This window comes from Bacillus sp. SRB_8, from assembly GCF_003264205.1.
Lineage (GTDB): Bacteria > Bacillota > Bacilli > Bacillales > Bacillaceae_G > Bacillus_A > Bacillus_A mycoides.
In genome coordinates this window covers 121,675-141,856 of record NZ_NADT01000004.1, presented here as the reverse complement: position 1 = coordinate 141,856, position 20,182 = coordinate 121,675, and the positions used below count along the sequence as shown (strand labels likewise).

18 protein-coding genes are annotated in these 20,182 nt (G+C 36.7%); 5 read left to right on the top strand and 13 right to left on the bottom strand.

What is annotated here, in order from left to right; translation table 11 throughout:
- The 3 genes from B5P40_RS02870 to B5P40_RS02860 form a co-directional block, all read right to left on the bottom strand.
- The coding region (locus tag B5P40_RS02870) for a collagen binding domain-containing protein (protein ID WP_142936355.1) at positions 1-1,489 on the bottom strand (1,489 nt) is incomplete at its 3' end.
- A 1,593-nt stretch (positions 1,490-3,082) separates the two neighbouring features.
- Positions 3,083-4,753 carry an arginine--tRNA ligase gene (argS, locus tag B5P40_RS02865; protein ID WP_002184507.1) on the bottom strand — a complete coding sequence of 557 codons (1,671 nt, stop codon included), beginning with the start codon at positions 4,751-4,753 and terminating at the stop codon, positions 3,083-3,085.
- Positions 4,753-5,190 carry a YwiB family protein gene (locus tag B5P40_RS02860; RefSeq protein ID WP_002089794.1) on the bottom strand — a complete coding sequence of 146 codons (438 nt, stop codon included), beginning with the start codon at positions 5,188-5,190 and terminating at the stop codon, positions 4,753-4,755. The genes argS and B5P40_RS02860 overlap by 1 nt, the downstream gene beginning before the upstream one ends.
- 148 nt (positions 5,191-5,338) lie before the next feature.
- On the opposite strand from B5P40_RS02860, the gene B5P40_RS02855 reads away from it, so the two are divergent.
- The gene (locus tag B5P40_RS02855) at positions 5,339-6,379 is read left to right on the top strand and encodes a S66 family peptidase (RefSeq protein WP_181462927.1); all 1,041 of its coding nucleotides are present in this window, start codon (positions 5,339-5,341) and stop codon (positions 6,377-6,379) included.
- 25 nt (positions 6,380-6,404) lie between these two features.
- Here the strand turns inward: B5P40_RS02855 and B5P40_RS02850 are convergent, their stop codons facing one another.
- Positions 6,405-6,767 (bottom strand): YxeA family protein, encoded by a 363-nt coding sequence (locus B5P40_RS02850; RefSeq protein WP_002130097.1) that lies wholly within the window; start codon positions 6,765-6,767, stop codon positions 6,405-6,407.
- A gap of 234 nt (positions 6,768-7,001) precedes the next feature.
- On the opposite strand from B5P40_RS02850, the gene B5P40_RS02845 reads away from it, so the two are divergent.
- Positions 7,002-8,039, top strand: coding sequence for a PTS sugar transporter subunit IIC (locus B5P40_RS02845; protein ID WP_002191307.1), 1,038 nt, complete (start codon positions 7,002-7,004; stop codon positions 8,037-8,039).
- A 440-nt stretch (positions 8,040-8,479) separates the two neighbouring features.
- On the opposite strand, the gene speB is transcribed toward B5P40_RS02845, so the two are convergent.
- From speB to B5P40_RS02820, 4 genes are all read right to left on the bottom strand, one after another.
- Positions 8,480-9,352 (bottom strand): agmatinase, encoded by an 873-nt coding sequence (gene speB, locus B5P40_RS02835; RefSeq protein ID WP_002016350.1) that lies wholly within the window; start codon positions 9,350-9,352, stop codon positions 8,480-8,482.
- A gap of 218 nt (positions 9,353-9,570) precedes the next feature.
- Positions 9,571-10,398, bottom strand: a complete 828-nt coding sequence (gene speE / locus B5P40_RS02830) for a polyamine aminopropyltransferase (RefSeq protein WP_000424693.1) — start codon at positions 10,396-10,398, stop codon at positions 9,571-9,573.
- A 186-nt stretch (positions 10,399-10,584) separates the two neighbouring features.
- Positions 10,585-11,748: an MFS transporter gene (locus B5P40_RS02825; protein ID WP_002016352.1), complete on the bottom strand. Its 1,164-nt coding sequence runs from the start codon at positions 11,746-11,748 to the stop codon at positions 10,585-10,587.
- Between the two features lie 5 nt (positions 11,749-11,753).
- Complete coding sequence (locus tag B5P40_RS02820) at positions 11,754-12,161, bottom strand: MerR family transcriptional regulator (RefSeq protein WP_002016353.1); 408 nt, start codon at positions 12,159-12,161, stop codon at positions 11,754-11,756.
- Positions 12,162-12,311: 150 nt separating this feature from the next.
- Between B5P40_RS02820 and B5P40_RS02815 the strand changes: the two genes are divergently transcribed.
- Together B5P40_RS02815 and B5P40_RS02810 are read left to right on the top strand one after the other, a co-directional pair.
- Positions 12,312-13,037 carry a glycerophosphodiester phosphodiesterase gene (locus B5P40_RS02815; RefSeq protein ID WP_113708809.1) on the top strand — a complete coding sequence of 242 codons (726 nt, stop codon included), beginning with the start codon at positions 12,312-12,314 and terminating at the stop codon, positions 13,035-13,037.
- A gap of 100 nt (positions 13,038-13,137) precedes the next feature.
- Positions 13,138-15,189, top strand: a complete 2,052-nt coding sequence (locus B5P40_RS02810; RefSeq protein ID WP_002068524.1) for a transglycosylase domain-containing protein — start codon at positions 13,138-13,140, stop codon at positions 15,187-15,189.
- 32 nt (positions 15,190-15,221) lie between these two features.
- On the opposite strand, the gene B5P40_RS02805 is transcribed toward B5P40_RS02810, so the two are convergent.
- Together B5P40_RS02805 and B5P40_RS02800 are read right to left on the bottom strand one after the other, a co-directional pair.
- On the bottom strand, positions 15,222-15,731 hold the full coding sequence (locus tag B5P40_RS02805; RefSeq protein ID WP_002016357.1) for a YwhD family protein: 510 nt from the start codon (positions 15,729-15,731) through the stop codon (positions 15,222-15,224).
- Between the two features lie 25 nt (positions 15,732-15,756).
- Positions 15,757-16,431 carry a site-2 protease family protein gene (locus tag B5P40_RS02800; RefSeq protein WP_002016358.1) on the bottom strand — a complete coding sequence of 225 codons (675 nt, stop codon included), beginning with the start codon at positions 16,429-16,431 and terminating at the stop codon, positions 15,757-15,759.
- A gap of 112 nt (positions 16,432-16,543) precedes the next feature.
- Here B5P40_RS02800 and B5P40_RS02795 point away from each other — a divergent pair, with 112 nt between their 5' ends.
- Positions 16,544-16,729: a 2-hydroxymuconate tautomerase gene (locus B5P40_RS02795; RefSeq protein WP_001147171.1), complete on the top strand. Its 186-nt coding sequence runs from the start codon at positions 16,544-16,546 to the stop codon at positions 16,727-16,729.
- Positions 16,730-16,768: 39 nt separating this feature from the next.
- Here the strand turns inward: B5P40_RS02795 and B5P40_RS02790 are convergent, their stop codons facing one another.
- From B5P40_RS02790 to B5P40_RS02780, 3 genes are all read right to left on the bottom strand, one after another.
- Positions 16,769-18,073, bottom strand: a complete 1,305-nt coding sequence (locus tag B5P40_RS02790; RefSeq protein WP_113708808.1) for an HD domain-containing protein — start codon at positions 18,071-18,073, stop codon at positions 16,769-16,771.
- A gap of 145 nt (positions 18,074-18,218) precedes the next feature.
- Positions 18,219-19,157 (bottom strand): ABC transporter substrate-binding protein, encoded by a 939-nt coding sequence (locus tag B5P40_RS02785; protein ID WP_113708807.1) that lies wholly within the window; start codon positions 19,155-19,157, stop codon positions 18,219-18,221.
- A gap of 201 nt (positions 19,158-19,358) precedes the next feature.
- Positions 19,359-20,171, bottom strand: a complete 813-nt coding sequence (locus tag B5P40_RS02780; RefSeq protein ID WP_000212073.1) for an ABC transporter ATP-binding protein — start codon at positions 20,169-20,171, stop codon at positions 19,359-19,361.
- Positions 20,172-20,182 lie beyond the last annotated feature (11 nt).

The window sequence follows — 20,182 nt, the reverse complement described above, 5'->3', positions numbered from 1 at the left end:
CGTTTACTTTTACTTCACTTACCGTGTACGTGTACGCATTTCCTTGTCCATCGTACTTTGGTAGATCTTTAAAGCTGAAATTCCAGTTGCCTTCTTTATCAGCTTTCACTTCTTGCTTGTTAAACTCTTTACCATTTTGAAGCAATTGAACCGTGATGCTTTCTGGGCGTTTACCAAACTTATTGTTGTTGTCATTCCACATCTTCGTTCCTGAAACAGATGTAGCTTTCACTTTATTTGGAATATCCAGTTCGACTCCATTTTCATCATCTGATTTTATTTCAAACTCTACTTTTTTCTGAGGATCGAAATCAATATAGTCTGGAGCTGAAGCCTCTTGTACATAATATTTACCTGGTGATAATTGAGGAGTTTCAACTACCCCTTTTTCATTTGTTTTATATTCGCCCCCAACTTGTTCACCAGACTCTTTATACAACTTAAACGAAACATTCGGAATTACTTTTTCTTTATTTCCTTCAATATGCTTAACAATTTTCAGCTTTCCTTTTGGAACCTTGTTACCAGTAGCACCACCGCCAGCTGTCATATTTTCGACTGGGTGACTACCCGATTCATTAACTGGTTCTTCGTTTAGAACTTGGTAATCAATCGTATAATCATTCTTAAAAAACTCTTGCTTCTTTCCGGCTTCCGTTATAGTAGATGTATAACCAATCGAAAAGGCAGCAAGACCCGCTTTATCCTTATTAAGCACAACTTTAAATGATCTGTCACCAGTAAAGGTAATCGTTCCGTAACCTTGCTGTTCAAACTCTTGTAGCGTTAAATATCGATTACCTAGGTAATTATCTACACTTATATAGAAACTATCCTTATTAAGTGTTTGACCTTCCTGTAAATTATCAGTCACAACAATATCACGACTTAACTCTTCTTTATTTAAATTTATATTCAAGAACCAACGTACTTCATTGTCCTTACCTGAGTTCATATCACCAGTTTTATAAAAAAACGGTGGCTTTCCAGGATCTGTGCCACCGCCACTACTTGGACCGGTAATTGTTACAGACTGCTTATCTACAGTTGTACCGAAATTGGTTTCAATCTCTTTCTTTTGATCCGTTCCTACATTAGTGGCTTCCACGAAAAAGTTTAAATACCCTTGAATATTTTCATATGTGCTCACTTTATCATTAAATGTACATACCACAGTACCTGCAGTGACTTTACAAGTACCATAGTCATCTAATGGAAACTCCCTATCTAATCCTTTTAATTCTGGAGGCAGTGTTAATGTTAGTGTGTCTCCAGGCTTCAGACTAAGTCCATCTTTTTCACTGAAGTTTACAGTGACTTTAGTCCGTTCTGTGGTACTTAGATTTGTTTTACCAATCTGAAAACTATCCACAAGTCCTGCTGTGTTTAGTTCTTGTGCATTTGCTACTATAGGTAGCAAACTCTGACCTATAGTAAACATGAAAATCATTATAATCGAAAAAATCGAAGTAACTCTTTTTAAATACATATTTTATGTTATCCTCCTATAAAATTAAAAATAGATAGATCCTGGTACAAGCATACTATAACAAAGGTTCTACAATTCAATGTCATTAAGCCAATTTACTAAAATATGTTTGACAGCTATTATCATCTTTTTCTCTTTTTCAATCCTTCTATTACTTAGAAACTTGCAGTTTGGCTCTTATATAGATTCGTCTAATTCCCCTGACATTTCATTTCTCGTATATACTGTTTAACAAAAACAGATACAGGACAAATTTTGATAAAGAAATTCAAATTACAAGTACACATGAACGGACCATAGAATAACTTTAAAGTCAGAAGAAGACAGTTCGAAAAGCACTCACGATAAAACTCATAACAGTCTTTCGTCTTATTATGCCGTAGAGTTCTCGAAATTTCTTCATATTCAGCGCAAACGTTTGCCCTATAAATACAGAAAAATTCGTTACCGATAAGTATGGCCTAGCTACTTCACAGTAAATATTCATTTGGTCAACTTCCTTACTTATCCTCCTAAAGAATAACAAGAAGTACCATCTATAATCGAAATTAGCATATCAGCCAAGGAAAGTTCGAACTGTGAAACATACTTGGATACTCGTATTCTAAAAGATGTTATTGAAGATGCGTTTTCTGCCATTATAAGTTGCGGTGAAATTGGCCATATGTTAAAACCTTTTGTGTTTAGTTACACAGCCGACCTACACACCGAAACAAGTAGAACAAGAAGCGTTCCACCGCCAGCATTATATAATTAAAAACGCTCTGGATGAAGTATTGTTTGCCTATGCAAGATGATAGTCATATTCTCCAAATTTGAATACAGTGGACCGAATTTGGGGGTAACTAAAAAAGAGTATGATTGTCAACTGATTTCATGTAAATCGCATAGAAATACAAAATTCAGCCTTTTCATTTTTGGAGTATATAAATGAGTGTCGAGAAAAAACACTTTGCCTAATGGGTTCCATGGCTATGTCGAAGAATTAAAATGAGCTTATATATGATGATAATATCAAAACCGAGAGATTTATATCCTTTCATTATTTTTTATCAAATCATGAAAACTTCAATTGTACTATATGTACTATTTTAAACATATCCCCCTAGTTTCTTGACTAAGCTGGAAGTTTTCAAGATTAATTACTAATTGGTTAGATGAATTGTTATTTTAGTATTTGGCATAGCTGTAACAATGTTTTTTACAACAATCACACCATTTCCTAGTAACATTCCACCAACTAATAATACATATATGGATTTTTGATAATTTTACCCCCAACAGTCTATTATTCTAGAATCGTTCCTAAAAATCAATAGTTAATTGGTATTTTACTATTTTCACTTCATCACCATAACATATATTTGTCACATGTATTTATATTAGAAAACTGAAATAAAAAAAAGAGACAGCTCTGCCATCTCTTTTTTATTTCAGTTTACCCTCATCAAGACGTACGTGAGGTTCTTCCCCATACGTCTTTTCGTTGATCTTCTTTCTTTGACATCTAATCAGTGTATAGACTGATCAGATGTCTTTATATCAACTTGTATATCACTTCTAAACAAAAATAAGTATCTTTTCTTTTGTCTATTACATTTTTTCTGGTGCAGATACTCCTACGATTGCTAATGCATTTTGAAGTGTAGTGCGTACTGCTTTCATTAATTCGTAACGAGCTTTACTTAATTCTAAGTTATCTTGGTTTAATACTTTTTCTGCATTGTAGAAGCTGTGTAATGCTGCTGCTAATTCAAATGCATAGCTTGTAATGCGGTGTGGCAGACGTTTTTGCGCTGCATCCGCAACTACAGCTGGGAATTCACCAAGTTTTTTCAGTAACTCTACTTCTTTCTCAGAAGTAACAAGTTTGTAATTCACGTCTCCGCCTGTAGCTAATCCTAACTCTTCACCTTGACGAAGGATACTGCATACGCGAGCATGAGCATATTGTGCATAGTATACTGGGTTTTCATTAGATTTTGATACAGCTAAGTCCATATCAAAGTCTAAATGAGAATCACCGCTACGCATTGCGAAGAAGTAACGCATTGCGTCCACGCCTACTTCTTCCATAAGCTCACGAAGTGTAACTGCTTTACCTGTACGCTTACTCATCTTCATTTTTTCACCATTTTGGTACAGTTGTACCATTTGGATGATTTCTACTTCAAGTGTTTCTTTATCGTAACCTAGCGCTTGAATAGCAGCTTTCATACGAGGAATGTAACCGTGGTGGTCAGCACCCCAAATGTTGATTAGCTTATCAAAACCACGCTCTAATTTATCACGGTGGTAAGCGATATCTGGCGTTAAGTATGTGTAAGAACCGTCGTTTTTAATTAATACACGGTTTTTATCGTCACCATAAGTCATTGAACGGAACCAAGTTGCTCCGCCTTCTTCAAAGATTTCATCACGCTCTTTTAATACAGCAAGAGCTTGATCAATTTTTCCGTTTTTGTATAATGATGTTTCTGAGAACCACACATCGAAGTTAACACGGAAGCTTTCTAAGTCTTTTTGAAGTTTTGCTAACTCATATTTTAAACCGTATGAACGATAGAATTCATAACTTTCTTCTGCATCAGCTTTTGCATAACGATCGCCAAACTCTTCAGCTAAGCGTTTACCGATTCCAATGATGTCCGCACCATGGTAACCGTCTTCTGGCATTTCTTTCTCTAAACCTAAAGCTTGCATGTAACGAGCTTCAACAGAAAGAGCTAAGTTATGAATTTGGTTACCAGCATCATTAATGTAGTACTCACGAGATACATCATATCCTGCTTTTGCTAATACGTTACATAAAGTGTCACCTACTGCCGCACCACGTGCATGTCCTAAGTGAAGATCACCTGTTGGATTCGCAGATACGAACTCAATTTGTACTTTTTCACCTTTACCAGTATTCGTTTCACCGTATGCTTCACCAGCGTTGACGATTGTTGGGATTAAGTCTGTTAAGTAGCTATTATCCATGTAGAAGTTAATGAAACCAGGACCAGCGATTTCAATTTTTTCAATAGAAGCTTTTGCTTTATCGAAGTTTGCAACTAAGTCTTCTGCAATCATACGAGGTGCTTTTTTCGCAACGCGTGCAAGTTGCATTGCCATATTTGTAGAGAAGTCACCATTTGTTTTATCTTTTGGAGATTCTAATACAACGTTTGGAATTTGTTCTTCTGTCGCTAGTTCTGCCTTTAATACAGCAGCTTGAATTTCTTCTTTAATCAATCCTTTTACTTGTTCTAAAGAATTCATTATTTTGCCTCCTTCAAATTAAGTGTAATTGTATATCTGCCAGCTTCTTGTTCACTTAGAAGCAATGCGTACGTTAAGAAGAGTTGTCCTTTTTTCTTTTCATCCGACCATTTAAAAAGAACGTTATCAGTTTTCGTTTGCAATGCAAACGTACCAAGTTCACTCGTATACGTACCAGTTGTCCATTCACCTTTCACATGCGTCTGACGCATAGAAATAGCACCTGAACGCATAATGAGAACTTGTTCATCTTGAATTTTAATAATTGTTTTCACTTCGCCTTGTTCGTTCGGCTCTTGGAATGTTATATATGTACCTTGACCTTTTACATAGTATTGACCATTTGCTTCAAAAGCAACGGTTTCCTTCCTCGCCCCTTCACGGATTTCTGTTACGAAATGAACGTGTACCGGCAAGCCTGCAAGTTGTTTCTTCACGTCTTGCACACCCTTCAAATGTTATAGATATTAAATACTACTTATAATAAATCACTTTTCCTATCATATCAAAAAAAGACTCTGTCTGTCTGCTGAAAAATCAGGAAAACTCCTTTTCAAAAAATAATTCACCTTCACTTTATTTCATATGTTAAAATATTTTTTAAATCTAAATATTCTTTCATTTAAAGGGGGGAATTTGGTGCTACCAACAAAATTAAAAAAAGGTGATGAAATAAGGGTTATTTCACCATCTTGTAGTTCAAGTATTGTCTCAAATGAAAACAGAGACCTTGCTATAAAAAGATTAACCGACATAGGCTTTCAAGTTACATTCTCAAAATATGCTGATGAGATAGATCGATTCGCTTCCTCTTCTATTTCTTCACGAGTTCAAGACCTCCACGAAGCATTTAGAGATCCTAATGTAAAAGCCATTTTGACGACACTTGGCGGATACAACTCTAATGGTTTATTGAAACATCTCGATTATGATTTAATTCGAGAAAATCCGAAAATTTTCTGCGGTTATTCTGATATTACCGCTTTAAGTAACGCGATTTATGCTAAAACAGGCTTAGTTACATATTCAGGTCCTCACTTCTCTTCATTTGGAATGGAGAAAGGGCTCGATTATACGACCGATTACTTTTTAAAGTGCTTAACTTCTCATGAACCTATTGAAATACTACCAGCTGAAACTTGGAGCGATGACTCTTGGTATATGGATCAAGAAAATCGAGAATTTATTAAAAATGAAGGATATGTTTCAATTCAAGAAGGGGAAGCGATGGGAGATATTATTGGTGGCAATATGAGCACATTTAATTTACTGCAAGGTACACCATATATGCCAAGCTTACAGGGCAAAATTTTATTTCTTGAAGAGGATAGTTTAACAGGAAAATCTACCCTAAAAACTTTTGATCGATATTTACATTCTCTTATGCATCAACCTGACTTTGAACATGTAAAAGGCATTGTTATAGGACGAATGCAAAAAGGAGCAGAATGTACGATAGAAGACATTCAAGAAATGATTGCTTCAAAGCCTGAACTTACACATATACCTATCATTGCAAATACAAGTTTCGGACATACAACTCCTATTTTTACTTTCCCAATTGGCGGAAGGGCAAAAATCATTTCTAATAAAGAAAGTTCAGCTATCACCATTTTAACGCACTAAAAAAGGAGCGAACGATTCGCTCCTTTTATGGTTTTTCTATTTTTTGCAACGCTTTTTGCGGGATTGATTCTTTCGAGATTTCAGCCCATCCTTTTCCCTGCATACCTTTTGCATAAATTTTTATAAAAGCACCCGTATGCAATTCACGGTTCACCATTCTTTTAATAACTTGTAGCTTTCCATCTTCTGTATACCCTTTAAATGTATACAAATATTCATCGTCTTTTTTCTCACTTTTATCTATAACAGCATAATAATCTTGTATTTCTTTATTTGAAAAGAAGTTGTCTACAAAAGCATGCACACCTTCTGTTTTCGTGTTTAAATAATATGCTGTTCCACCTAAAATAATGGCGAACACAGCTAAAACTTTAATTACCAATTTCATAAATGCGCCTCCTGTTTGCACTTCTTTCTCACTAGCCGTATGTCTATACCTGTATTATACGAAAAAAGGCATACTATACTCTATCGAAATGCCTTACACTTTCCTTACATTATTGTAAGAGTTTTTCACCTTACAGCAATTTCCCAATAAAAATTTTTTCCGTTTAACAAACTTTTATATTATTATTGAATGATACAAATTTTTATTACAAAAATCAAAGGAGACAATTTTCAAATGGCTATCTTGCAAGGTTTAGCACTATTACTTGTTGTACTTTGTCTATTTACACTTTTCAGTTACCGTGCGCCTTACGGAATGAAAGCAATGGGCGCTTTAGCTAATGCAGCAATCGCAAGTTTTCTTATTGAAGCATTTCACCGTTATATTGGTGGAGAAATGTTTCATAATGACTTTTTACAATCAGTAGGAGTAGCTTCTGGTAGCATGAGCGGTGTCGCAGCGGCAATTTTAGTCGCATTAGCAATCGGTGTCTCACCCGTATACGCTGTTTTAATCGGTATAGCTACTAGTGGATTCGGTATTTTACCAGGATTTTTCGCTGGATACGTTTGTGCTTTCGTCGTGAAATTTCTCGAAAAGAAATTACCAGCTGGTGTAGAATTTTTAGCAATTCTATGTATTGCCGCACCAATTTCACGTGGAATGGCCATGCTTATGGATCCACTCGTTAACGCAACACTCGGTAAAATCGGTTCTATGATTTCAGTTGCGACTACAGAAAGTCCTATCATTATGGGTATTATGCTTGGTGGATTAATAACAGTTATTTCTACATCTCCATTAAGTTCTATGGCACTAACTGCAATGCTTGGATTAACTGGTTTACCAATGGCAATTGGTAGTCTTGCCGTAGCAGCTTCTGCCCCAATGAACTTCATTTTCTTTAAACGACTAAAAATCTGTTCAAAGAAAGATACAATCGCCGTGGCAATCGAGCCGTTAACACAGGCCGATGTTGTCTCAGCAAATCCAATTCCTATCTATATGACAAACTTTGTTGGCGGTGCGCTTGCCGGTATTATTACGTCGCTATTCCAGCTCGTTAATAATGCACCAGGGACAGCATCACCAATTCCAGGACTTCTCGTACTGTTCGGATTTAATGATGTAATAAAAGTAACGATTGCTGCCGTATTATGTGGAATCGTTACCACTATTATTGGATACGTCGGTTCCATTGTGTTCCGCAAATATCCAATCCGTTCTGCTGATGAAATTCGCGGAATTACTTCGGAAGAGAAAGTTGCGTAAAGAAAGGGAGCTATTCTCATCGTTTGAGAATAGCTCTTTTTTATGTCGCATGACGGTAAGTGAAATTATATTGAACACAACTCCGCATATATCGACGTTTCGACAAAGGATATCGACTTAACTACTAAATAAGACAATAATAACCTACCTATTAATAAAAGAAGCCGGCTCAAAACACTTTTTGAGTCGGCTTCACTTTTACTTTATCCAGCTACAGCGGCTAGAATGATCGGTGGCTTCGCTTCTTCCTTCGAGGCAAAAAACGCCTCTACGTCTGAAGCTCCATCCCCCTCACATTCTGAGCGAGCCGCTTGCGCTTTTATTTTATCCAGCTACAGCAGCTAGAATCCCCGGCCATTTCACACTCTCGTTCGAAGCCAAAAGCGCTTCTTGGTCGAGCGTTCCAATGACCTGCGATTCTGAGCGAGCTGCCTACGCTTTTATTTAACCCAACCGAGCAGCATTTCCCGCACGAATTTGCTTGCTGCGATTGGTGTTTGATCACTATGATCGTAGACTGGAGCTACTTCTACTAAGTCTGCTCCGACTACTTTTATATTTGAATTTGCAATTGCTACGATGGACTCTAATAGTTCTTTAGATGTGATACCTCCAGCTTCTAATGTTCCTGTTCCAGGAGCGTGAGCTGGGTCTAATACGTCGATGTCAATTGTGACATAGACTGGGCGTCCTGCAAGTTTCGGTAATACTTCCTTTAACGGTTCTAATACGTCAAATTTATATAAGTTCATACCTACTTCTTTTGCCCATTCGAATTCTTCCTTCATTCCAGAACGAATACCGAAAGAATATACGTTTTCCGGACCAATTAAATCGCACACTTTACGAATTGGTGTAGAGTGGGATAAAGGCTCTCCCTCATATGACTCACGTAAGTCAGTATGAGCATCCATATGGATGATTGCTAAATCCGGATATTTTTTTGCCATTGCCTTAAAAATTGGCCAAGACACTAAGTGCTCTCCGCCGAGACCTAGTGGAAACTTACCGGCATCTAATAGTTTTGTTACATATTCTTCAATCATGTCTATGCTGCGCTGTGGATTCCCAAATGGTAATGGGATATCACCCGCATCAAAATATTTTACCTCTTCTAGTTCACGATCTAAATACGGACTATATTCTTCAAGACCGATTGATACTTCACGAATACGTGCAGGGCCAAAGCGAGATCCTGGACGGAAACTTACTGTCCAATCCATAGGCATCCCGTAAATAACTGCCTCTGACTCTTCAAAACTTGGATGACTTTTAATAAATACTTTACCTGAATAAGCTTCATCAAAACGCATATTCTTTTCCTCCTTATGTGGAACTTAAGGTATCCCAACCTTTCACTATTTCTCAAATTTGGAGCGCATTGCTCCTCTTTCTCGATTTACCTGGGCCTTCTTGTTATCACAAGAAGACTACTTCATTTGTAGCAGTGTAAGTAACTAGCATGTTCAAGCCTTCTAGACAAACACCTTAAATGAGTTACTTACACTTTATTTATTTCAATTTAACGCTCTTACTTAATTAAATCGCCAACAAATTTCGGTAATGCGAATGCTGCATTGTGTAATTCTTTTGTGTAATATTTCGTTTCGATTTCATGGAAACGCTCTTCACTTACTTCTAATGGATCATGTTTTTTAGATCCGATTGTGAACGTCCAAAGTCCACTTGGATACGTCGGAATGTTTGCTGTGTATAGACGAGTAATTGGGAAAATCTCTTTTACGTCTTTAAACACAGTTGTAATTAGTTCTGGTGTAAACCAAGGGTTGTCCGTTTGAGCAACGAAAATACCATCTTCTTTTAACGCTTTAGAAATTCCAGCGTAGAAGCCTTTTGTAAATAGGTTTACTGCTGGGCCTACTGGCTCAGTAGAATCTACCATAATTACGTCATATTCATTTTCGCTTTCTGCGATGTGTAGGAAACCGTCTCCTACTTTTACTTCTACACGCTCATCATCTAATGCGCCTGCAATTGATGGTAAGTATTGTTTAGAGTACTCAATTACTTTTCCATCAATTTCAACAAGAGTTGCTTTCTTTACGCTTGGGTGTTTTAATACTTCACGAATAACACCACCATCGCCACCACCTACTACTAATACGTTTTCAGGGTTTGGATGTGTAAATAAAGGTACGTGCGCTACCATTTCATGATAAACGAACTCGTCCTTTTCTGTTGTCATAACCATGCCATCTAAAATAAGCATGTTTCCGAACTCTTCCGTTTCAACCATATCAAGTTTTTGGAATTCTGTTTGCTCCGTATGTAATGTGCGGTTAATACGCGCCGTAATTCCAAAATGCTTTGTTTGCTTTTCAGTGAACCATAGTTCCATCGTACAATCACGCCTTTCAATGCAAATTTATAATAGGGACATCATTAATGTCCCCTAACAAAAATAAAACAAAACATCCAAAAAGTATAGTTAAAAGTACAAAAATACCGAAAATATATTTTAGTCAGAGGGTTCTAACATATATGTGAAAAGGGATTGCTCTGTAATAGGAAAGAAAACCCTTTCTTAAGAAAGGGTTTTTGTCTCTATTTCTACCGGTTTACGAATCGGAATTAAGATCATTACGCAACCAACTAACACAACAATTCCACCGACTAAAAACGGACTTTGTGGTGAAACTGTATGACCGATGACTCCTGATAAAATTGGAGCAATCGCGCCTCCTAACCAACGAACGAAGTTATAAACACCTGATGTAACAGATCTTTCATAAGGTGAAATATCCATTACATAACTTGTAAATAACGCGTTATTTAAGCCTGATGCTAATCCTGATAGAACGATTAACACGATTTGTAACCACATAATTTTAACGAAGAATAGTGCAATTAAGAAAATCGCAAATACGAGTAAACTACCTTTTAACAATGTTTTTGGTTCATATTTACCTTCTAGCTTATGCGCTAAAATTGCTGATCCGTAAGCTAATGCTAATCCCCATCCGCAAAATACAAATCCTAATTGAATAGCAGATAAATGCATAATAAGTGGTGAATATGCTAACACGACGAAAAATCCGTAGTAGTATAACATTCCCGAAATAGCACCTTGCATAAACGGTTTATACTTCACCAGGTTAAGTAATTCTCCTACGCCTGCCGCTTTACGCTTCACTTTTCGCTCCGGTTCTTTTACAAAAAAGAAAACTAAAATAAATGCTAAAGAAATTAAAATACTCGTCGCAAAAAATGGGTAACGCCAAGAATGTCCACCTAATATACCACCTAACAATGGGCCACCTGCCATCCCTAAACCGATAGCTGCTTCATATAATCCTACCGCTTCATGAACTTCTTTACTTAATGCAATTAATAATGTCATCGCCGTTGCGAAGAACATCGCATTTCCTAATCCCCACCCCGCGCGGAAAAGAGATAATTGAGCAATCGTTTGCGATATACCACATATAAATGCAAATACAGTTACAATCGCAAGACCGATCGTCATCATTCGTTTATCACCAAATCTTGATGCAAATATTCCAGCTGGTAACATCATAATTGCCATCGTTAAAATATATGCTGTAAATAACATCTCGACTTGCCAATGCGAAGCACCAATTTGTTCAGCAATACTTGGTAAAATTGGGTCGACTACTCCTATACCTGAAAAGGCAAGGAAGGTAGCCACCACTGTAATCAATCTCCCTAATTTTTGTTTGCTCTCCATTTTGATTACTCTCCTTTTGTATTCTCTAAAAATGTAACTGCACGGCTTAAACTATCCTCTAGCTCTGCCTTAACACGCTGCATCTGCTCCATTTTTTCGTCTAACGTTTGCACTTGTTTTTCAAGCATCTCTTTAATTTCTTGAATCACTTCACGGTCACGCGGATTCTCACTATTTCTTCTTTGTTCCATTCTTTCTTTTAACGATAAGAAATGTTGCATTTCTTGAAGCGTAATTCCTAGTACTTCTTTCGCTTCCACAATCCTTTTAATTCTCGCAATGTCCTCGTCTGTATACAGGCGAATGTTCCCTTCACTGCGTTCTGGGGGATGAATTAAACCAATTTCCTCATAATAACGAAGTGTACGCTTTGTTAAACCAACTTGCTTTGTTACTTCATCAATTTTATACATGTGTATTCCTCCCTTCACTGATTATTACATTTTACGTTAACGTTAACTTTTGTGCAACTGTTATACTTTTGTAAATGTTTGTCATATGAATTGTATTTTTCTCAAAGCAGTTTCATAATGAAAGAAAAGAGATGATAAGGAGATTTCCACATGAATAAACCACTTATTTTCGCTCATCGCGGGTTAAAAGGAACACACCCAGAAAATACGATGATTGCCTTCCAAGAGGCTGAACGCATTGGGGCTCACGGAATTGAACTTGATGTTCATCTATCAAAAGATGGTGAACTAGTTGTTATTCATGATGAAACGGTGGACCGCACAACAAATGGCGTGGGACTTGTTTCTGAGAAAACTGTAGAGGAATTACAAGCTTTAGATGCTGGTAGCCATAAAGATCCTTCTTTCCATGAGGCGAAAATCCCAACATTACGAGAAGTATTTATTTGGCTCTCTACAACAAATTTACAACTTAACATTGAATTAAAAACAGATGTTCTTCATTATCCAAATATTGAAGAAAAAGTTGTTGCTCTTGTTCGTGAATATCATCTATCCAATCAAATTGCATTTTCATCATTTAACCACGATTCCGTTTCATTATTAGCAGAAATTGCTCCAGAAATTCCAAGAGCGATTTTGTACGATACACCACTTGCAGATCCTATTGCTGAAGCAAAAAGGCGCGAGGCGACTGGATTACATCCAAACTTTCAATTATTAACGAAAGAGTTTGTCCAATTAGCACAGGGGCAAGGATACGTTTTTCGTCCTTACACCATTAATGAATATAAAGATTTACAAACTATGATTGACTATGGTGTAGATGTCATCATTACCGATTGGCCAGCACGTGCCTTTGAGCTCCTTTCTTAATTGAAGGGGCTTTTTTGTTTTCAAAATTTCATTGTTTAAAATAAACGAAAACCCTCAATACTAATACAATAATGCTTGTATTAATGAGGGGCTGAAAAAGATGGATCAAACTATGAATCCAAAACTTAAAAAATATAAACGTCTTTTCTTCACCGTAATGTTTTCTTGTGTTCTTTTTTTCGTTTTTTCCTTTTTTATTATCATTATAGCTGCAAAAATTATGGGGCCTCCCCCTGTTGCAGTGCCGCAAACGAGTGTCTTTTACGCTAATGATGACACTGTTATAGGGCAAAGTAATGAAACACAAAAGCGCTATAATGTATCTCTTGATGAAATTTCTCCTTATGTAAAAGAGGCAACACTATCTATTGAAGATCAACGATTCTACAAACATCATGGATTTGATATAAAGCGCATTGTTGGTGCCATTGTTGCCGATTTAAAAGCAATGGCAAAAGTACAAGGTGCTAGTACTATTACACAACAGTATGCTCGTAACCTATACTTAGATCATGATAAAACGTGGAAGCGTAAACTATTAGAGGCAATGTATACCGTTCGCCTTGAAGTGAACTATAATAAAAATCATATTTTAGAAGGATATTTAAATACAATTTATTACGGGCATGGTGCTTACGGAATCGAAGCTGCTTCTCGCCTGTATTTCGATAAAACTGCAAAAGAATTAACATTAGCGGAAGCTAGTATGCTCGCAGGCATTCCGAAAGGACCTAGCTTCTACTCTCCCTTTTTAAAAGAAGAGCGTGCTAAAGGGCGTCAATCTCTCATACTAGATGAAATGGTAGAACAAGGTTATATTACAAAACAGCAAGCTGCCTCGGCAAAAAAGGAACCGCTAACTTTCGCCTCATTAGATACGAAAAAAGTGGCAGAGGTCGCGCCTTATTTCCAAGATGCTGTACAAGCTTCTCTTCTTCGTGATATCGGATTAGATGAGCAAGCCTTACAGCGAGGTGGCTTACGTATTTATACAACGCTAGACCCTAAATTACAATCTGTAGCAGAGCAAGCTGTAAAAAATCATATACCTGAAACAACAAACATCCAAACTGCCCTCGTCTCTATGAATCCAAAAACGGGTGAAGTGGCTGCCCTTGTTGGTGGAACTGATTATAATACGAGTCAATTTAACAGGGCTACACAAGCCGCTCGTCAGCCCGGGTCTACATTTAAGCCGTTCTTATATTATGCAGCCTTAGAACGAGGATTCACCCCTGCCACACGCTTAAAAAGCGAATACACTGTATTCACTTTAGGTGACGGTGTTTCCAAATATAAACCGAAAAATTATAAAAACTATTATGCAGACGACTTTGTGACAATGGCACAAGCACTCGCTGTTTCTGATAACGTATATGCTGTGAAGACAAATCTATTTTTAGGCGAAGACATTCTTACAAAAACAGCAAAGCAATTCGGTATTACTAGCGCATTAAAAGATGTTCCGTCTCTTGCTCTCGGCACATCTCCTGTAAAACCAATTGAAATGGTCAATGCTTATAGCATGTTTGCAAACGGCGGGAAAGAAGTAAAACCAATCTTTATAAGGCGCATCGTTGATCATGAAGGAAATATGCTATACGACGCTCATTTAGAAAGTAAACAAGTTCTAGATAAAAGCAAAGCCTTTGTGATGGAAGAAATGATGGCAGGCATGTTTAATAAAAAACTAAGCAGTTATGCCGCTGTGACCGGTCAATCGATGTTATCAAAACTATCAAGAACATATGCTGGAAAGTCTGGTTCTACAGAAACTGATAGTTGGATGATTGGATTTACCCCGCAGCTCGTAACAGGGGTTTGGATTGGATACGATCAACCTAAATCCATTTCAAACGTAGCAGAACAAGGATACGCAAAAAAAATATGGACCGATACAATGGAAAAAGGATTAGATGGACAGCCTAAACAAGAGTTCAAACAACCAGCAGATGTTGTTGCAGTCGATGTTAATCCTGAAAACGGTAAGATTGCTACAAAAAATTGTCCCATTTCTGTGAAAATGTATTTCGCAAAAGGTACAGAGCCAACAGAGTATTGTATGGATCACGTTGATGATAAGGAAGAGTTCGAAAAGGTTAGTGAAGAGAAGAAAAAGACGGGTTGGTGGAAAAAATATCTCCCGTGGTAAAAAAATAGCTGACGGAAATCCGTCAGCTATTTTTATTCGCCTAATAATGCGTGGCGCAATTCTTCACTAGATTCGTTCCAAATTGCTTCATTATGCTCTTTTAAGAATGTACCAAGTACTTTTTTAGATGATTCATCCATATGATCAATCATGATGTGACGCTTTAGTGATTTATCCATTTTATTTACATGCTCTGGAAGTGATTTATATCCGCGGCGAATTTCACGATCAACTGTCATTTCACAGGCTGTTGCACCTGCGTAATAAGCACCGTTTGGTGTTCTTTCAATTGTTACCCAAACAAGCCAAAACGGTTTTCCGTTTGGAACTTCATCTTTATTTGTTAAAAACTTAATTCCTTTTTCTACTGTACTACGCGCATGCATCGCACCGATATCAACGAACGCAGTTTTCTCTAATACATCAACAAATACAGGAGAAATATTTTCTAAACTTAATGCCCCAACGCCAAAACCACCATGTCCATCTGTTGAATCATTTTTCACGATATTAAAACCGATTTTTTTCTTTTTCTCTGTCATATGTAAACTCCTCCTCGCTTAATGATTAAAAAAGCCTGAAAATAGGCGCAATGATATTTTGTAAAAATACTAATACATATGGAATAACAACATTGAAAATAGGTTGAATTGTGTAATTGCTAAGCGGTGTAATAACAAGAATTAATAACGCAATTGATCCATACTTTTCATACTGTGTCATTTTCGCACGAATATTTGCTGGTGCTAAATCTTCCACAACGCGATAACCATCAAGTGGCGGGATTGGTAATAAATTAAATACAAGTAAAACAATATTAAGCATAATAAAAATTTGGAAAAATTGATCCAGCGTATCTGCTACTGCAAGTGGCATCGCATCTAACACACCAAATGTTATTAAGCTATACCAAATAATTAAACCAATTGCACTTAAGATAAGATTACTTATCGGTCCCGCAATAGAAACTAATATTCCTGCAAGACGCGGTCTTTTAAAGTTATATGGGTTAACAGGCACGGGTCTTGCCCAACCGAATCCAAGAATTAATACAGCAATCATACCGATAGGATCTAAATGAGCCATCGGTGATAACGTTAAACGCCCTTGCTTTTTCGCTGTATCGTCTCCAAATTTATATGCAACATACGCATGTGCAAATTCATGCACAGATAGCGCAATAATAATCGCCATTGCTACCAACGGAATTTGTTGCAATGGGTATCTAAATAACTGATCCATACTTCATCTCCTCTTCAATATGTCAAAAAAAGAAATTATTTGTTTTTCCGATTGTTCTTCCTCATAATCCGCTATAATAAGAGTGTAACTTACATAAAAGGAGCGATTATATATGCCATACGTAACAGTGAAAATGCTAGAAGGACGCACAGAAGAACAAAAGAAAGCTCTTGCTGAGAAAGTAACAGCAGCAGTAAGCGAAACAACTGGTGCTCCTGAAGAAAACATCGTTGTTTTCATCGAAGAAATGTCTAAAAACCATTATGCAGTTGGCGGAAAACGCTTAAGCGACAAATAATTTCAAGTTTTTTCATAAGAAGCAGCTCTTAGCTGCTTCTTATTTCTTTCCTTCTAACAACTCGATAATTCTCTCTTTATATTTTCCTTTTCTTCCATCTTCATAGATTAAATCATGCGGATAGAATAGCTTTTGATCCGTTCGCTTCTTACCTGTAATCGCCTCAACAATATCCGATTCACGCGAAAGCTCTCTAAGTTCCCCGTTCGGCATAAGAAGTAAGATTGGCAGACGCTCTTCTTCTTCTCCTGCGCGGTAAAAGTCATACGGTAAGTCTGATGTTGAATCAACAACTAAATAATACTCTGGGTCTAGTCCAATTTTTTTAAATAAGCTACTTAGCTCCAGCCAATTATCTAAACCGTGCTTATCTGTAAACTCCACATATTTAAATAGATTTCGATTCATAAAACGACGGCATAAGTCACTTAAAATCGGATCTTCTTCCTCTTGCCATACTTGGAAGTAATAATACATTACGTTCTCGTCTAGCTTTAAATAATCCTCTACTGTTACTTCTTCTTCAAATAAAGAATAGAAATGAACAGGATGATTTTTAAACGCATAATACTTCTCATGCAACGATTTAGCTCGGTGTAAAATCTTCGTTAAAATTACTTCTGCACTACGTGTTACCGGATGAAAATATACTTGCCAATACATTTGATAACGGCTCATAATATAATGCTCTACAGCATGCATACCACTATTTTTAATGACAACTTGATTACCGTACGGGCGCATGACACGCAGTATACGTTCCATATCAAAGTTCCCATACTTTACACCAGTAAAATATGCATCTCTTAATAAATAATCCATACGATCGGCATCAATTTGGCTCGAAATCATACTAATCGCTAATTTATTAGTAGATGTTTTCGCAATTACATCTGCTACCTTTTGCGGGAAATCCTTATCCACACGGCTTAACACACGATTAATTTCCGTATCACCAACGATAATCTTTTGCGTAAATTTCTCATGATCTAACGAAAATACTTTTTCAAACGAGTGAGAAAATGGGCCGTGACCGACATCATGAAGTAATGACGCACATAAACATAACAATCTATCTTCAGCATTCCAGTTCGGTCTGCCATCAAACACATCATCAATCATACGACGAATAATTTCATATACACCTAACGAATGAGTAAAGCGACTATGCTCTGCACCGTGAAATGTAAAAAATGTCGTACCAAGCTGCTTAATACGGCGCAAGCGTTGAAATTCTTTCGTTCCGATTAAATCCCAAATAACACGATCACGCACGTGTACATATTTATGTACTGGGTCTTTAAACACTTTTGTTTCGCTGAGTTTGTCGTTTAAATATACCACTTTCCGACATCCCCCTTTCTTTACTGCATTCTTACTATATATTATAAACGATATAGGAAACAGAAAGAAATGAAAGACTATATTAATTCCTGTTATATAAAGAAAAATCACCTTTACCAAAGCAAAGGTGATTTTTCTTTATATATTATTTTCCTAAAATGAACTCAGTAACTTCGTCTAGGATCATTTCTTTACCTAGTGGGAAGTATCCTTTGTTTACATCTTCATTACTGATTGTAAATACATGGTTGTTTTTAACAGCGTTCATATTTCTCCAAATTGATTCTTCTTGGAATTCTTTTAGACGCTGAGAACCGTCACCAGTTGTAAATACGAATAAGTAATCTGGGTTGTAATCAATTAAAGCTTCTTTTTGTATTTGTACTAACGGTTTATCAGTTGGTGTACCTTTAACTGCTGGTAATTTTAAATCACCAAAGATTACGCTACCGTAACCGTAGTCACCGTATACACGGAATGCATTTGGATATGCAGCCATTTTCATGAATGTTGCATCGCCAGTTTTAGCAACGATTTTGTCATGTAATTTGCTTGCTTTTTCATCATACTTTTTGAACCATTCTTTTGTTTCTTTCTCTTTACCGAAGATTTGACCTACTTCTTCGAATTTTGGACGCCATTGGTCTAATGGAGTTTTTAACATAACTGTTGGTGCAATTTTAGATAATTGATCATAAATCTTTTCTTGACGATTGTTTACAATAATTAAATCTGGTTTTGCAGCAGCCACTGCTTCGATGTTAATTTTATCGCCCCACGCAGAACCAACCGGTTTTACATCTTTCAATTTCTTCTCAATATGTGAATCAATTTTTTCTTGTGTTGTATTTGCAGTAATAATCGGTTTCATACCGAAAATTAATAATTCTTCTGTTGAACCACTAAGGTCAGCAATTTTCTTTGGATTTGCAGGAATTTTAATTTCCCCTTTTGCGTGTTGTACAGTGCGCTCTTCAGTTTTCGCATCTGCTTTCTTTTCTTCTTCTTTGTTAGAACAAGCTGCAAATAGTACAGAAGTAACAACTAGTACCATTGCTAATAGTGCCATTTTAAAATTCTTCATATTCCGACTCCTTCTAGCTGTATTTCTCTTATAATTTGCATGTAACTATAAGAAACGAAACAACATTTAATTAATATATTTTTATTAATTGTTGTTTATAACCCGTTCTAACGGGCGTTCAACTTCCCATCCGTGGGTAAGAAGCTCAACGTCCATTAGAACTCCCCCTCTCACCTCTTTAAGAGGGGGAAATTCTATTAATTATGCTTTTTTACGCAATTGATTATTAATCATCGCTAAATCGTATGTTAAACAAATTGGTTTACAGTTTACTGGACATGGAACGATTTGCGCTTCAATCTCAAATACGTTACGAAGTGTTTCACTCGTCATAACTTCATCTGGCGTTCCTTGTTTCATTAACTTACCTGCTTTTAATGCAATCATATGATCAGAGAAACGAGAAGCATGATTTAAATCGTGAATAACCATAACAATCGTTCTGCCTTCTTCTTTGTTTAACTTCTTCAGTAAGTTTAATACCTCAAGTTGATGAGCCATATCTAAGTATGTTGTTGGTTCATCTAACACAAGTAAATCTGTTCCTTGTGCAAGAGCCATCGCAATCCATACACGTTGACGTTGACCACCTGATAAAGCTTCTGCTGGACGATTTGCGAATTCTGTCATCCCCGTCACTTCAAGTGCCCAATGAATGTAGCGATAATCCTCTTCTTTCAATGTTCCAAATCCTTTTTGATGAGGAAAACGTCCATATGAAACAAGTTCAAACACAGTAAGGCCTGTTGGCACTTCTGCAGTTTGTGGTAAAATCGCCATTTTCTTTGCGATTTCTTTCGTTGGCTGTTTCTCAATTGCTTTTCCATCAAGATAAACAGTACCTCGTTTTGCTTTCAAAATACGAGAAGCCGTTTTTAATAATGTGGATTTCCCACAACCATTTGGTCCAATAATCGTTGTAATTTGTCCTTCCGGAATTTCAACTGTTAATCCATCTATAATTAACCCTTCATTATACCCAACAGATACCGCATCAACTGCTAAAGTTGCCATACAAAAAGCCT